This window comes from Streptomyces sp. NPDC006384 (assembly GCF_042870695.1).
GTDB lineage: Bacteria > Actinomycetota > Actinomycetes > Streptomycetales > Streptomycetaceae > Streptomyces.
Genome location: NZ_JBIAHR010000012.1, coordinates 148,988 through 164,013 on the forward strand (window position 1 = coordinate 148,988; position 15,026 = coordinate 164,013).

Annotated in this window: 9 protein-coding genes; 4 read left to right on the forward strand and 5 right to left on the reverse strand. The window is 74.2% G+C overall.

Annotated elements, in window-relative coordinates; genetic code table 11:
- Nucleotides 1–124: 124 nt before the first annotated feature.
- Both ACFYOJ_RS18625 and ACFYOJ_RS18630 read left to right on the forward strand, forming a co-directional pair.
- Complete coding sequence (locus ACFYOJ_RS18625; RefSeq protein WP_356556750.1) at nt 125–598, forward strand: excalibur calcium-binding domain-containing protein; 474 nt, start codon at nt 125–127, stop codon at nt 596–598.
- 148 nt (nt 599–746) lie between these two features.
- Nucleotides 747–923 (forward strand): hypothetical protein, encoded by a 177-nt coding sequence (locus ACFYOJ_RS18630; protein WP_356556728.1) that lies wholly within the window; start codon nt 747–749, stop codon nt 921–923.
- 165 nt (nt 924–1,088) lie between these two features.
- Here the strand turns inward: ACFYOJ_RS18630 and ppdK are convergent, their stop codons facing one another.
- From ppdK to ACFYOJ_RS18645, 3 genes are all read right to left on the reverse strand, one after another.
- Nucleotides 1,089–3,836, reverse strand: a complete 2,748-nt coding sequence (gene ppdK / locus ACFYOJ_RS18635; protein WP_356556727.1) for a pyruvate, phosphate dikinase — start codon at nt 3,834–3,836, stop codon at nt 1,089–1,091.
- A 390-nt stretch (nt 3,837–4,226) separates the two neighbouring features.
- The gene (gene dusB / locus ACFYOJ_RS18640) at nt 4,227–5,420 is read right to left on the reverse strand and encodes a tRNA dihydrouridine synthase DusB (RefSeq protein WP_388597303.1); all 1,194 of its coding nucleotides are present in this window, start codon (nt 5,418–5,420) and stop codon (nt 4,227–4,229) included.
- 78 nt (nt 5,421–5,498) lie between these two features.
- The gene (locus ACFYOJ_RS18645; RefSeq protein WP_356556726.1) at nt 5,499–9,884 is read right to left on the reverse strand and encodes a cation-translocating P-type ATPase; all 4,386 of its coding nucleotides are present in this window, start codon (nt 9,882–9,884) and stop codon (nt 5,499–5,501) included.
- Between ACFYOJ_RS18645 and ACFYOJ_RS18650 the strand changes: the two genes are divergently transcribed.
- The gene (locus ACFYOJ_RS18650; RefSeq protein WP_356556751.1) at nt 9,877–10,815 is read left to right on the forward strand and encodes a hypothetical protein; all 939 of its coding nucleotides are present in this window, start codon (nt 9,877–9,879) and stop codon (nt 10,813–10,815) included. The genes ACFYOJ_RS18645 and ACFYOJ_RS18650 overlap by 8 nt on opposite strands.
- A gap of 239 nt (nt 10,816–11,054) precedes the next feature.
- Here ACFYOJ_RS18650 and ACFYOJ_RS18655 read toward each other — a convergent pair whose 3' ends face one another.
- Nucleotides 11,055–11,993, reverse strand: coding sequence for a helix-turn-helix domain-containing protein (locus tag ACFYOJ_RS18655; protein WP_356556725.1), 939 nt, complete (start codon nt 11,991–11,993; stop codon nt 11,055–11,057).
- A gap of 101 nt (nt 11,994–12,094) precedes the next feature.
- Between ACFYOJ_RS18655 and ACFYOJ_RS18660 the strand changes: the two genes are divergently transcribed.
- A complete protein-coding gene (locus ACFYOJ_RS18660) occupies nt 12,095–13,525 on the forward strand; it encodes an MFS transporter (RefSeq protein ID WP_356556724.1) in 1,431 nt (476 codons plus the stop codon).
- 96 nt (nt 13,526–13,621) lie between these two features.
- On the opposite strand, the gene ACFYOJ_RS18665 is transcribed toward ACFYOJ_RS18660, so the two are convergent.
- A complete protein-coding gene (locus ACFYOJ_RS18665; RefSeq protein ID WP_356556723.1) occupies nt 13,622–15,004 on the reverse strand; it encodes a glycine--tRNA ligase in 1,383 nt (460 codons plus the stop codon).
- Between the last annotated feature and the right edge of the window lie 22 nt (nt 15,005–15,026).

Here is a 15,026-nt window from a genome sequence, read left to right on the forward strand (position 1 = left end):
AACGCAACCGTCCGAGCACATAACGTTCCCGTCACGGAACCTCCATATCGTCCCCACACCCCCGTCACGTCACTAGCTTCATCACCTCCGACCCAGTCGCACCACACCATCACCGGGAATGTCGATGAAGCTGTTCCACAAGTCCGCCGCCGTCGCCGTCACCGCGGTGGCCCTGGCCGCCCTGCCGACCCTCGCCCAGGCGCACGACGGCTCCCACCCGTTCAAGAACTGCACCGAGGCGTACAACGCCGGGTACGAGAACATCCAGAAGGGCGACCCGCACTACGGCGCGCACCTCGACCGCGACAAGGACGGCGTCGGCTGCGACAACCCGCCGGCGGGCTTCGTGCCGGCCGACGACAAGGAGGCCGGCGGCAAGGAGAAGGACGGCGACAAGGAGGCCGGCGGCGGCACGGAGGCCGGCGGCGCCGAGGAGCAGGGCCGCTCGGAGGACAAGCCCGCCGCCGAGAAGAGCGCCGACCTGGCCGAGACCGGTGGCGACGACAGCACCATGTACCTCGCGGCGGGCGGCGCGGCGGTCGCGCTCGCGGGCGGCGGCCTCCTGGTGGTGTCGCGCAGGCGCCGCGCCACGCGCTGAGCCGCCGGGCAACCGCGGGCGACCGGGACGCGTCCTCGGATACGGCACGGGGATCGTCCGGTTCGGTGGACGTGCCGCCGGACGGACACCGTGTGCCGTCGGCAGACCACCGGCCGGCTCGCCGCCGGCCCCGTCCCCTGGGGGCACCTTGACACTCTCCGCGATACTCGTCGTCCTCGTCGCGGCGGTCTCCCTGCTCGTCTTCCGCACCGCCCGGCGCCGTACGACGGCCGGCACGGCGGTGGCGGTGACCGCGGGGGCGGTCGGCGTGCAGCTCGTCGCCCTCTGGGCCGCGGCGGAGCTCACGCTGTCCTCGATGGGCTGAGACGGGCTGGGGCGGGCCGGCTCCCCCCCGCCTGCGCGCACACGAACGGGCGGCACCCCCGCACAAGGGTGCCGCCCGTTCTTCGTGATCCGGAGCCGCCGCCGATCGGTGAGGGTGGTCGGGTGACAGACGGCGGCTCCGGGGTCTCGCGTGCCCCGTGGGGGGTCAGCGGTGGTCGCTGCCCTTCGAGGTGACCGCGGCGCGGCCGGCCTCCAGGCGGGCGACCGGGATGCGGAACGGGGAGCAGGAGACGTAGTCCAGGCCCACCTCGTGGAAGAAGTGGACGGACTCCGGGTCTCCGCCGTGCTCGCCGCAGACGCCGAGCTTCAGGTCGGGGCGGGTCTCCCGGCCGGCCTTCGCGGCGGCGGCGACCAGCGAGCCGACGCCGTCCTTGTCGATCGTCTCGAACGGGGAGACGCCGAAGATGCCCTTCTCCAGGTAGGCCGTGAAGAAGCTGGCCTCCACGTCGTCGCGGCTGAAGCCCCACACGGTCTGGGTGAGGTCGTTGGTGCCGAAGGAGAAGAACTCGGCGGCCTCGGCGATCTGACCGGCGGTCAGCGCGGCGCGCGGCAGCTCGATCATGGTGCCGATCGACAGCCTGAGCTTGGTGCCGGTGGCCGCCTCGACCTCGGCGATGACCTGGTCGGCCTCGTCGCGGACGAGCTCCAGCTCCTGGACGGTGCCCACCAGCGGGATCATGATCTCGGCGCGCGGGTCGCCCTTGGCGGCCTTGCGCTCGGCCGCGGCCTCGGCGATCGCGCGGACCTGCATGGTGAACAGGCCGGGGATGACCAGTCCGAGGCGGACGCCGCGCAGACCCAGCATCGGGTTCTGCTCGTGCAGCCGGTGCACGGCCTGGAGCAGGCGCAGCTCGTTCTCGTGCGGCTCCTGCCGGGACTCGGCGAGGGCGACGCGGACCGACAGCTCGGTGATGTCGGGCAGGAACTCGTGCAGCGGCGGGTCGAGCAGGCGGACGGTGACCGGCAGGCCGTCCATCGCCTCGAACAGCTCGACGAAGTCCCGCTTCTGCAGCGGCAGCAGCGCCGCGAGGGACTCCTCGCGCTCGGCCTCGGTGTCGGCCAGGATCAGCCGCTCGACCAGCTCGCGCCGGTCGCCGAGGAACATGTGCTCGGTGCGGCACAGGCCGATGCCCTGGGCGCCGAAGCGGCGGGCGCGCAGCGCGTCCTCGGCGTTGTCGGCGTTGGCGCGCACCCGCAGCCGGCGCTTGCGGTCGGCGAAGGCCATCATCCGGTGCACGGCCTCGACCAGCTCGTCGGCGTCGTCGGCGCCCGGGTGCATGCGGCCCTCGAAGTACTCGACGACCGGGGACGGGACGACGGGGACCTCGCCGAGGTAGACCTTGCCGGTGGAGCCGTCGATGGAGACGACGTCGCCCTCCTCCACCACGTGCCCGCCGGGGACGGTCATGCGGCGGCGCTTGGTGTCGACCTCCAGCTCCTCGGCGCCGCAGACGCAGGTCTTGCCCATGCCGCGCGCGACGACGGCCGCGTGGGAGGTCTTGCCGCCGCGCGAGGTCAGGATGCCCTCGGCGGCGATCATGCCGTCCAGGTCGTCCGGGTTGGTCTCGCGGCGGATGAGGATGACCTTCTCACCGGACCGCGACCACTTGACGGCGGTGTACGAGTCGAAGACGGCCTTGCCGACGGCCGCGCCCGGCGAGGCGGCGATGCCCCGGCCGACCTGCTCGACCTTGGCGTTCTCGTCGAAGCGGGGGAACATCAGCTGGGCGAGCTGGGCGCCGTTGACGCGGGTGAGCGCCTCGGCCTCGTCGATCAGGCCCTGGTCCACGAGCTGGGTGGCGATGCGGAAGGCCGCGCCCGCGGTGCGCTTGCCGACCCGGGTCTGGAGCATCCACAGCCGGCCGCGCTCGATCGTGAACTCGATGTCGCACAGGTCCAGGTAGTGGTTCTCCAGCGTCTCCATGATCTGCATGAGCTGGTCGTACGACTTCTTGTCGATGCGCTCCAGGTCCGCGAGCGGCACGGTGTTGCGGATGCCGGCGACGACGTCCTCGCCCTGGGCGTTCTGCAGGTAGTCGCCGTAGACGCCCTGGTGGCCGGAGGCGGGGTCGCGGGTGAAGGCGACGCCGGTGCCGGAGTCGGAGCCGAGGTTGCCGAAGACCATGGAGCAGACGTTGACGGCGGTGCCCAGGTCGTGCGGGATGCGCTCCTGGCGGCGGTAGAGCTTGGCGCGCTCGCCGTTCCAGGAGTCGAAGACCGCCTTGATGGCGAGGTCCATCTGCTCGCGCGGGTCCTGCGGGAAGTCCCGGCCGGCCTCGGTCTTGACGATCTTCTTGAACCTGGTGACGAGCTTCTTGAGGTCGGCGGCCTCCAGCTCGGTGTCGTCCGTGACCTTCTTGGCCGCCTTGGCCGCCTCCAGCGCCTCCTCGAAGAGGTCGCCGTCGACGCCGAGGACGGTCTTGCCGAACATCTGGATCAGGCGGCGGTAGGAGTCCCATGCGAAGCGGTCGTCGCCGGCCTGCCGGGCGAGGCCCTGCACCGACTTGTCGGAGAGGCCGATGTTGAGGACGGTGTCCATCATGCCGGGCATGGAGAACTTGGCGCCGGAGCGGACCGACACGAGGAGGGGGTCGTCGGGCTGGCCGAGCTTCTTGCCCATCTTCGTCTCGAGGGCCTCGAGGTGCGCACTCACCTCGTCACGCAGTGCCGCCGGCTCCTCGCCGCTGTCGAGGTAGACCTTGCACGCCTCGGTGGTGATGGTGAAGCCGGGAGGGACCGGAAGGCCCAGGTTGGTCATCTCGGCGAGGTTGGCGCCCTTGCCGCCGAGGAGGTCCTTGAGGTCCTTGTTGCCCTCGGTGAAGTCGTAGACGAACTTCACGCCTTCAACGCCGGTGCCCTGCTCGGCTACCTGGGGTTCTTTGTTTTCCGACACGGGTCTCGACTCCTCGAGGACGCGGTGGCTGCCCTGACGGCGAGGAATGTACCCAGATCAAAGGCACCTGGGTACGTCCACTTACGCGTCATGAGGCTGTAACCACTCGTCCGCCAGCGGATTGAAAGTCACGGCACGGCGAGCGAGCAGGGAACCCTGTCTTCACCTCTTGAACGGACGGGCTCCCGCACCCCGCACATGACGCTCATCCGAGCATCATTCTCCACGTTTGAGTTCAGTCGATGAACGATCACGTCGTGGCACTCAGTGCCACCCTTTGGAGAAGTAGAACCGCCCGTGACTCGCTCATCTGAGCACCAGCCCTATCAGAGGTGGCGAGAATCACGCTGCCACAGACCGCCGGATTTCACCATCCGGACGGGTGAACGGTCAGCCGCCGGAGGTGTCCAGCTCCGCTTCCTCGCCGACGCCCGCGCAGTCGTAGGGGTCCTTCAGCCAGCCGTCCGGCAGGACCACCCGGTTGTTGCCGGAGGTACGGCCGCGGGGGCCGTCGGCGCCGGCGGGCCAGGGCTGGTCGAGGTCCAGCTCGTCCAGGCCCGCGCGCAGCTCCTCCAGCGAGGAGGTGATCGCGAGCCGCTTGCGCATCTCGGAGCCGACCGCGAAGCCCTTGAGGTACCAGGCGACGTGCTTGCGGAAGTCGATGACTCCGCGCGCCTCGTCACCGATCCACTCGCCGAGCAGCGTGGCGTGCCGCACCATCACGTCGGCGACCTCGCGCAGGGTGGGCCGTACGAAGGCGTCGGTGCGGCCCTCGAAGGCGGCGACCAGGTCGGCGAAGAGCCACGGACGCCCCAGGCACCCGCGCCCGACCACGACGCCGTCGCAGCCGGTCTCGCGGACCATGCGCAGCGCGTCCTCGGCGGACCAGATGTCGCCGTTGCCGAGCACCGGGATCTCCGGGACGTGCTCCTTCAGACGGGCGATGGCCTCCCAGTCGGCGGTGCCGCCGTAGTGCTGGGCGGTGGTGCGGCCGTGCAGGGCGACGGCGCTCACGCCCTCCTCGACGGCGATGCGGCCGGCGTCGAGGTAGGTGAGGTGGTCGTCGTCGATGCCCTTGCGCATCTTGATGGTGACGGGCAGATCACCGGCGCCGCCGACGGCCTCGCGCAGGATCGCCCGGAACAGGTTGCGCTTGTACGGGAGGGCCGAGCCGCCGCCCTTGCGGGTCACCTTGGGGACCGGGCAGCCGAAGTTCAGGTCGATGTGGTCGGCGAGGTCCTCCTCCGCGATCATGCGGACGGCCTTGCCGACGGTCGCCGGGTCGACGCCGTACAGCTGGATCGAGCGCGGCTTCTCGGTCGCGTCGAAGTGGATCAGCTGCATGGTCTTCTCGTTGCGCTCGACCAGCGCCCGCGTCGTGATCATCTCGCTCACGAACAGGCCCTTGCCCCCGCTGAACTCCCGGCACAGGGTGCGGAAGGGCGCGTTGGTGATCCCGGCCATCGGCGCCAGCACGACGGGCGGCGCGACGATGTGCGGACCGATCCGCAACGGCGAGGCGGTGGTCCCGGGGACGCTGGAAGTGCGGGGAACGCTGGGCAGGGGCGTGGTGGGCGTGGACATTCCTCCATTGTCACGCACGCGGCACGGTGCTCGCCGTGCCGCCGCGAGAGCGGCGGCAGGCCCTCGCCGCCGCTCTCCTCACGCCGTGGCGCCCCGCACCGCCTCCGGCAGCCGCTCCGCCAGTTCCGGCCAGTACCGCGTCACCGCGTCCTCCACCCGCGGCAGCGCCCGCTGGCCCGCCAGGGCGAGGGCGATCGCCGCGGCCACGCCCGTCCAGGCGAGAGGGCCGAGCGGGGTGCAGCCGAAGAGCCGGCTGACGCCCGGCGTCTGCACCAGGGCGACCAGCGCGGCGGCGGACCCGAGGGACGTGACCTGCACCAGGCGGCTGCCGCGCCGGTCGGCGAGGGTCTGGGCCAGCTGGGTGCCGACGACGGCGCACAGGGCCATGGTCGTCGAGCGGCGTCCCGTGCCCGGGGTGAAGCGGCCGAGGAGCCAGGCCGCGGTCGCCCCGAGCGCCGTGGTCATGGCCCGGTGCCGGATCTGCCGGATCAGCGGCGCGCCCAGCACCGCCGTACCGAGCGGCGCGCCCGCGTCGGCCTCCTCCTGCTCGGCGTCCCCCGTCTCCGTCACCGCCACGGCCATCGCCGGGAACAGGTCGGTGAAGAGGTTGACCAGCAGCATCTGGCGGGTGGACAGCGGGGCGGCGCCGCCGAGGACGGTGCCGAGGATGCCGAAGCCGACCTCGCCCGCGTTGCCGCCGATCAGGATGGCGATGGCGTCGGCGACGCTGTGCCACAGCGCCCGGCCCTCCCGCACCGCCTCCACCAGGACCAGCAGGTCGTCGCCGGTGACGACCAGGTCGGCGGCGTTGCGGGCGGCGGCCGAACCGCGGGCGCTGATGCCGACGCCGATGTCGGCGGCGCGGATCGCCGCGGCGTCGTTGGCGCCGTCGCCGACCATGCCGACGACCCGTCCGGCGTCCCGCAGCGACTCGACGACCTGGAGTTTCTGCTCCGGCGCCACCCGGGCCACCACGTCCGCGTCGCGCAGCATCCGGGAGCGCGCCCGGCGGTCGGCGGCGGCGAGCTCGTCGCCGGTGACCACGGCCGCGTCCTCGGGCCAGCCCAGGTCGACGGCGATGGCGCGGGCGGTCTGCGGGTGGTCGCCGGTCAGCACCACGGGCCGTACGCCCGCCTCGCGCAGCCCGCGCACCAGCGCCGGGGAGGTCTCGCGCGCCACGTCGGCCAGCGCGAGCAGCCCGGTGAACTCCAGCCCGGACAGCGGCTGTTCGAGGACGTCGGCGGCCTTCTCGCCCTCGCCGAGCGGCCGCCGCGCCACCGCGATGATGCGCAGTCCGGCACCGGCCAGGTCGTGCGCCGCGTCGAAGGCGTGCGGGGGCAGGCCGGCGCAGGCGGGCAGCACGGTCTCGGGGGCGCCCTTGACCACCAGCACGGGGGCGCCGTCCGCGTCCCGGCCGACGGCGGCGGCGTAGCCGCGGGAGGTCTCGAAGGGCAGCCCCTCGTCCTGCGTCCACCCGGGGTCGGGTCCGGCAGCGTCCAGGACGGCCTCGTCGGTGGCGTGGGTGGGGCGGGTGCCCTCGCCGTCGAGGCGGGGGCAGGCGCGCGCGGCGACCCGTACGGTGGCGTCGGCGTCCGGGTCGCCCACCTTGCGGACGGCGCCGTCGGCTCCCGCCACCCGGGTCAGACGGAGCCTGTTCTCGGTGAGCGTGCCGGTCTTGTCGAAGCAGACGGTGTCCATGCGGCCCAGCGCCTCCAGCGTGCGCGGGGTGCGGACCAGGACGCCGCGCCGGCTGAGCCGGCGGGCCGCCGCGAGCTGCGCCACCGTCGCCACCAGCGGCAGCCCCTCGGGCACGGCGGCCACCGCCACCGACACGCCGCCGCTGACGGCCTGCCGGATCGGTGCGCCGCGCAGCAGCGACAGAGCGGTCACCGCCGCGCCGCCGGCCAGCGTCAGCGGCAGTGCCTTGCGGGTGAGTTCCTGGAGCCGGGCCTGCACGCCCGCGGCCGACGGCGTCCGGGCGGCCAGGGCGACCGCCCGCGCCGCCTCGGTGTGCTCGCCGGTGTCCACGACGACGGCCCGCGCCCGGCCGGCCACCACGGTGGTGCCCTCGAAGACCATGCAGTGCCGCTCGGCCACGGGGGCCTTCGGCGCCGGGTCCACGCATTTGTCCACCGGCAGCGACTCGCCGGTCAGCGCGGACTCGTCCACCTCCAGGCCGTCCTCCCACAGCAGCCGGGCGTCGGCGGGCACGACGTCGTCCGCCTTCAGCTCGATGACGTGCCCCGGGTGCAGCTTGGCGGCGTCCACGATCCGCGGCTCACCCTCGGCCGACGGTGCCTCCGCGCTCTCCGCGGGGCGCTCCCCCGTACTCTCCGCGGGACGTTCCTCCGTCACCCGGGCCTTCTGCTTCTGTTCCGCGAGCAGTCCGGACAGCGCCCGTTCGGCCCGCAGCCGCTGGAAGCCGCCGACCAGCGCGTTCAGGTCCAGCGCGCCGACCACCAGGGCCGCGTCCACGACCGATCCGAGGATCGCGGAGGCCGCCGAACCGACCGCGAGCACCGGGGTGAGCGGGTCGTCCAGCTCGCCCCGCACCGCCCGCGCCAGCTGCCACGACCACCGCGCCGGCGCCAGCACCCGTACCCGGCCCGCCCGTTCGGCCGCCTCGCGGACCCGGCCCGTGGCCTGCTCGACGAGGGTCGGCTCGGGCTCGCTCTCCCGCTCCAGCCGGTCGCGTACGTCCGCCACGTCCAGCGCGTGCCACGCCACCCGCGGCCGGGGGTGCGGGGCGCGGGCCGCCGCCACGCCGAGGGCGGCGCGCGCCCCGGACAGCAGGGCCGCCGCCGCGCCCGCGTCGACCGGCGCGTGCCGCAGCCCGGGCAGCGGCGAGGCGGTGCCCCTGCCGTGCGCCTCGCCGACCGCGACCAGCAGCCCGGACAGCGCGGCGCCCGCCCGGGCCAGCGTCTGCGAACGGTTCCCGACCGCGCGGGCCGCCGGGACCGCCCGCAGCAGCCGCCACACGTCGGCCAGGCCGCGCGGGGCCAGCACGTCCGCGCCCCACGCCACCGGGCAGTCCCCGTCGGCCAGCGCGACCGCCACGTCACCGGCGAGCAGCCCGGCCGTCACCGTGCCGTCGTCGTCCGGCCCGGGGCGTACGACCGTGAGGACTCCGCCGCCCTCGGCGCGCAGTTCGTCCACCACCTCCCCGAGCGGGCGGCGGGCGCTGACGACCTGGTCGGCGAGTCCGGTGAAGTCGGCGAGCGCCGGGTCCTCCACCATCACCACGCGCAGCCGCGCGCGCCGGGCCGCGTCCAGCACGTCCTCGGTCCACGGGTCCGCCCCGGCGTGCGGGGTGCGCAGCGCGCTGGGGTGCAGGACGACGGTGCCGGCCATCTCCAGCTGCCGCAGCCGCTCCGGGTCGCGCACGAGGACGCCGGTCCGGGACAGGGCGGTGCTCAGTACGGCGTGGAAGGCGGCGGGGCCGTAGCGCGCGGCCTTGGGCGAGCCGGCCAGGACGGCCTCCGCGGCCTCGGCGAGGTCGTGCTTGACGAGCAGGGTCGCCGCGGCGCCCGCCACACTGCCGGTCGAGGCGTGGGCGGCGTACTCCTGGGCCGGGGAGGTGCGCAGCGGCGGGCGCCGGGAGGGATCGGCAGGCAGGCTGCCCCGGCCGGGGTCGCACAGCCGGTCGTGCACGGCCTCGAAGGCGGCGCCCCGGGCCAGCGCCTCGCCCAGCTGGCAGGCGCGCAGCGCCCCGTCGAGCACCAGCGAGGTGGGGCTCTGGCCGGCGCCGTGCACGGCCGCGTTGGCGGCGGCGAGCGCCACGTCCATGCGCTGGTCGCCGAGCCGTTCGCGCAGCCGGGCGCGGAAGGCGGGGTTCTCGCGCAGCAGCGTCGCCACGGCGGTCACCAGCCGGGGCGTGGGCGGCAGGCGCAGGGAGGACGCGGTCAGGGCGGCGGCGATGCCGAGCGCGTCGGCGCCGAGGGCGGCCGCCGCGACGCGCACCGAGCCCGGGTCCCCGGGGTGGGCGGGTTCCTCGACCCGGTCGTCGGCCCGGACCAGCCCGTGCTGTCCGGCGAGGGCGGTGGCGTGGTCCACCACCCGGTCGGTGAACTCCTCCTCGGTGGCGGTCACCACCAGCCGGGCAAGCCCGTCGTCCCAGTAGGCCAGCGCCACGTCGGGGTGCTCGGCGAGCGCCGCCGCCACGCGCCGTGCGACGCGTGCCGTGCCGCCCGCCCGGCGCACCTTCTCCGACGCGGCCGGCCGCAGCGCGAGGTGCGCGCGGGGTCCGGCCCGCCACTGGCGGGAGCCGCCCGGCAGCGCGGCGCGGGCGACCCTGGCCGCCCGCGCCGCGAAGTCCGCTCCACGCACCCCCGCCCGTGCGGTGCCCGCGGCGGCTCCGGCCGCCAGTCCCACCGCGGGGGCGGTGCCGCGTGCGACGAGTCGTGGCCCGGCCAGGACGAACCCGGCGACGGCGCCCTGCGAACGCGTCAGAAGTCCGGTGGCCATCGCTGCCTCTCAGCCCGCCTTCCGGGTCCGGGAGGAGGACGCCGTCCCCCGGCTCCCGCCGCCCGAGGCGGCGGCACCGCTCGTGGCCCTCTTCGCGGACGCGGTCCTTGCCGCGGCGGTCTTGCGCGCCGCGGTCCCGCTCCCGGTACCGGTGGCCCTCCGCGCGGTCGTACCGGTCCCGGCGGACTCCTGCGCGGCGGTCCGGGTCCCGGTGCTCTTCGCCGCCACGGCCTTGCGCGCCGCGGCCCGGGTCGCCGCGCTCCTCTGCGCGGCGGCCTCGCCCGGGGAGACCTTCGCCGCGGCGCTCCCGGCCGCGGCGGACTTGCGCGCGGCACTCCCGCCCGGGGCGGTCTCCGCGGCGGCCGGCTTCCCCTTGGCGGCACCGGTCCCGGTGCCCTTCTCCCGCAGGGCCGTGCCGGTCGCCGCGCCCTTCTGCGCCGCGACCGTGGCCGCGGTGTCCTGCCGCGCGGCCGTCCTCGCGGCGGCCGACCCGCTCCCGGCCGTCCGCTTCCCCGCCGCCGTACCCGCGGCGGCCTTCGCCGTCGTCGTCCCCTTCGCCGCCGTCGTCCTCTTCGCCGCCGTCTTCGTCGCGGCGCTCTTCCTGGCGACGCTCTTCCTGACGGCGGCGGTCTCCGTGGCCGCGCTCCTCGTCGTCTTCGCCGCGGCGTTCCTCCTGGCCGCGGCGCTGCCCGCCGGAACGCTCCCGCCGACCACGGCCCCGGCCGTCGGCGCGGCCCTGCCGGCCGGCGCGCTCCCGCCGGAGGCGGTCCCGTCCGCCGGGGCCTTCCCGCCGGACGCCACGGTCCGCGCGGCCTCGGCGCCCGCGGACTCCTGCGGCCGCGGGCGCGTCAGCCACGCCACCGCCGCTCCGGTGGCTGCCACCGGCCACTCCACCAGCCCGGCGACGCCCAGCACTCCGGCCCCCGCGTAGACGGCAAGGCGCCGTCCGCGCGGCGACACCGAGCCGATCCTGTCCAGTGCGCCCCCGGCCGCCCGGCCGACCGTCCCGGCGCCCGGTACCTTCCCCAGCGCCGATGCGGCCGCGTGCAACGGCCACGGGAGCCTCTGCGCCGACTTCTGCTCAGCCATGACTGTCCTCGCCCTGTGCGAAATGAAGAAACCTGGGAACATCACCTTCCGCATCTCCCCGGGTTCCCGCACTTCGGCCGGTCATCCCGGCGAGGCCGCTCCGCGTTCCAGGGCGATCGCGTGCAGCCTCTCCAGCCGCTCCCGGGAGACCTCGTCGGCCGGCGCGTACGTCACCATGCGGGGCCCCGCCTCCGGTCCGAGCCACAGGTCGGTGTGGTCGACGACGACGCGGCCCACGTACCGGTTGAGGAACTCCTTGCGCTTGCCGCGGTGGGCGACCACCTCGTACCGCTCCCAGGCCGCCAGGAACTCGGGGGACTCCGCCCGCAGCCGCTTCAGCAGCATCTTCCAGGCGGGCTCGGCGAGATGGCCGGCCATCATGGCGCGGAACCGGGCGGCCATCACCCGCTGGGTCTCCTCCAGGTGGACGATGGCGGACCGCCACTCGTCGTGGGTGAAGGACAGGATCATGCAGTTGCGGTCCTCGGGCGGCACCGCCTCCAGGTCGCACAGCAGCAGCCCGTAGGTGCGGTTGTGGGCGAGGATGTCGTACCGGCTGTTCTGGATGCAGGCGGGGTACGGCTCGAACTGCTCCAGCAGGGCGCGCAGCGCCGGGGTGACCGACGGGCAGTCGGTCGCGGGCGTCGGGTCGACGGCTCCGGCCAGCCGGAAGAGGTGGGCGCGCTCGGTCGGGTCGAGCAGCAGCGCGCGGGCGAGGGCGTCGAGGACCTGCACGGAGACCTGGATGTCGCGGGCCTGTTCGAGCCACGTGTACCAGGTGACGCCGACGGCCGAGAGCTGGGCGACCTCCTCGCGGCGCAGCCCCGGGGTGCGGCGCCGGCGTCCGCGGGGCAGCCCGACCTGTTCGGGGGCGATGCGTTCGCGGCGGCTGCGCAGGAACGCGGCGAGTTCGTGCCGCCGGACCCGGGACTCCGCCTCCGGGGGCCGCGCCTCCGGGTGCGTGCCCCGGGCGGCCGTCCGGCCCGCCGTCCCCACGCCTTCCTGGACCGTCGTCGTCATGCCTCCAGGGTGCCGCCGGCCGGATCCTGTTGCCAGGTACTCCTTCTACCAGGACAAGGAGACTCTGGTACCAGTCTGGCGGGCGCAGCAGTCTCGACGGCGTGACCGAAACCATCACTCCACGTCCCGTCCGGCCGGCGGCCCCGGCGCCGCCCGCGCTCAGCGGCCCCGGCCTGTTCACGGTGCTGCTGGCCGCGGCACTCCCCCTCGTCGACTTCTTCATCGTCAACGTCGCCCTGCCGTCCATCGGCACCGACCTCTCCGCGGGCGAGTCGGTCCTCGAACTCGTCGTCGCCGGGTACGGGGTGGCGTACGCCGTCCTGCTCGTCCTCGGCGGCCGGCTCGGCGACCTGTACGGCCGGCGGCGGCTGTTCCTGGGCGGCATGGCCGCCTTCGGCCTGACCTCGCTGGCGTGCGGCCTGGCGCCGGACGCCTGGACGCTGGTGGCGGCGCGGGTGGCGCAGGGCGCCTCGGCCGCCGCGATGCTGCCGCAGGTGCTGGCCACCATCCAGGCGACCACCTCCGGTCCCCGGCGGGCCAGGGCCATGAGCCTGTACGGGGCCACGGCCGGCCTGTCGATGGTGGCCGGCCAGATCCTGGGCGGTGTCCTGGTGGCCGCCGACGTCGCGGGCACCGGCTGGCGCGCGGTGTTCCTGGTGAACGTCCCGGTCGTGCTGGCGGGCCTGCTGCTGGCCGTCCGCACGGTCCCGGAGACCCGCTCGGAGCGCCCGGAGCCGCTGGACGGCCCCGGCACGGTGCTGCTGGCCGTCTCGCTGCTGACCCTGCTGGTCCCGCTCACCGAGGGCCGGGCGGCGGGCTGGCCGCTGTGGACGTGGCTGTCGCTGGCGGCGTTCCCGTGCGCGGCGGCGGCGTTCTACGCGGTGGAGCGCCGCGCGGACCGCGCGGGCCGCACGCCGCTGGTGCCGCCGAGCCTGTTCGCGATCGTCTCGCTGCGGCGCGGGCTGCTGCTGATCGTGCCGTTCTCGGTCGGCTTCAGCGGTTTCATGTTCGTCGTCGCGGTCGCGCTCCAGCAGGGCGCGGGCCTCGGCCCGGTGCCGGCGGGGACGGCGCTGGCGCCGCTGGCGGTGGTGTTCTTCCTCGTCTCCCTCGCCGGTCCCCGGCTGGTCGCCCGGTACGGCACCCGGGTGGTGCCCGCGGGCACGGTGCTCCAGGGCGTGGGCCTGGCGCTGATGGCGCTGGCCGCCTGGCGTTCCTGGCCGGACCTCGGGCCGGTCGAGCTGATGCCGGGTGCGGCGGTCGCCGGGGCCGGGCAGGCGCTCCAGCTGCCCGTGGTCTTCCGGATCGTCCTGTCGGAGGTGCCGCCTGCCCGTGCGGGGGTCGGCAGCGGCGTCATGATGACGACGCAGCAGTCGTCGCTGGCGCTGGGCGTGGCCGCCCTGGGCACGCTGTTCCTGTCCTTGGTGCCGGGCCTGGGCATGCGGGACGCGCTGGTGACGACGCTGCTGGTCCAGTTGGCGACGGTGGCGCTGACGGGGGTGCTGAGCCTGCGGCTGCCGCGGAGGGTCGACTGAAAGGCCCGCCCTCCGTCCGGCTCGGCCGGGCGGAGGGCGGGCGAAGGCCGGGGGTCCAGGGGGCAAAGCCCCCTGGTACGCCCGTGACGGAGAACGTCAGCAGCCGACGAGCCTCGTCGCGAGGTACCCCTCGATCTGGTCCAGCGACACGCGCTCCTGCTTCATCGTGTCCCGCTCGCGCACGGTCACCGCGTTGTCGTCCAGCGTGTCGAAGTCGACGGTGACACAGAACGGCGTACCGATCTCGTCCTGGCGGCGGTAGCGGCGGCCGATCGCGCCGGCGTCGTCGAACTCGATGTTCCAGTTCTGCCGCAGCGCCTGGGCGAGCCCCTTCGCCTTGGGCGACAGCTCCGGGTTGCGGGAGAGCGGCAGCACGGCGACCTTCACCGGCGCGAGGCGCGGGTCGAGGCGCAGCACGGTGCGCTTCTCCATCTTGCCCTTGGCGTTGGGCGCCTCGTCCTCGACGAAGGCGTCGAGCAGGAAGGCGAGCATGGCCCGGCCGACACCGGCCGCCGGCTCGATGACGTACGGCGTCCAGCGCTCGCCGGCCTCCTGGTCGAAGTAGGAGAGGTCCTGGCCGGAGGCCTTGGAGTGGGCGCCGAGGTCGTAGTCGGTGCGGTTGGCGACACCCTCCAGCTCGCCCCACTCGCTGCCGCCGAACTGGAAGCGGTACTCGATGTCGGCGGTGCGCTTGGAGTAGTGGGAGAGCTTCTCCTTCGGGTGCTCGTACCAGCGCATGTTCTCTTCACGCATGCCGAGGCCGGTGTACCAGTTCCAGCGCTGCTCCATCCAGTACTCCTGCCACTTCTCGTCCTCGCCCGGCTTGACGAAGAACTCCATCTCCATCTGCTCGAACTCGCGGGTGCGGAAGATGAAGTTGCCGGGCGTGATCTCGTTGCGGAAGGACTTGCCCATCTGGGCGATGCCGAACGGCGGCTTGCGGCGCGAGGTGGTCTGCACCTGGGCGAAGTTGGTGAAGATGCCCTGGGCGGTCTCGGGACGCAGGTAGGCGACGGAGCCGCTGTCCTGGGTGGGGCCGAGGTGGGTGGAGAGCAGGCCGGAGAACTGCTTGGGCTCGGTGAAGGTGCCCTTGTTGCCGCAGTTGGGGCAGTTGAGGTCGGCGAGGCCGTTCTCGGGGGCGTGGCCCTTCTTCTCCTCGTACGCCTCCTCCAGGTGGTCCGCGCGGAACCGCTTGTGGCAGGAGGTGCACTCGGTCAGCGGGTCCGTGAAGGTGGCGACGTGACCGGAGGCGACCCAGACCTCGGGGGCCAGGATCACGGACGAGTCGATGCCGACGACGTCCTCGCGCGAGGTGACCATGTAGCGCCACCACTGGCGCTTCAGGTTCTCCTTCAGCTCGACACCCAGCGGACCGTAGTCCCAGGCGGCGCGCTGACCGCCGTAGATCTCACTGCAGGGGAATACGAAGCCTCGGCGCTTGCTCAGGCTGACGATGGTGTCGATCTTGTCGGCGGCCACGGTGCTCTCTTCATTACGACGA

Bases quoted from the DNA above. Each gene is read 5' to 3' on its own strand.
- ACFYOJ_RS18625 (WP_356556750.1), top strand. From the start codon at position 125: ATGAAGCTGTTCCACAAGTCCGCCGCCGTCGCCGTCACCGCGGTGGCC.
- dusB (WP_388597303.1), bottom strand. From the start codon at position 5,420: ATGTCCACGCCCACCACGCCCCTGCCCAGCGTTCCCCGCACTTCCAGC.
- ACFYOJ_RS18645 (WP_356556726.1), bottom strand. From the start codon at position 9,884: ATGGCCACCGGACTTCTGACGCGTTCGCAGGGCGCCGTCGCCGGGTTC.
- ACFYOJ_RS18655 (WP_356556725.1), bottom strand. From the start codon at position 11,993: ATGACGACGACGGTCCAGGAAGGCGTGGGGACGGCGGGCCGGACGGCC.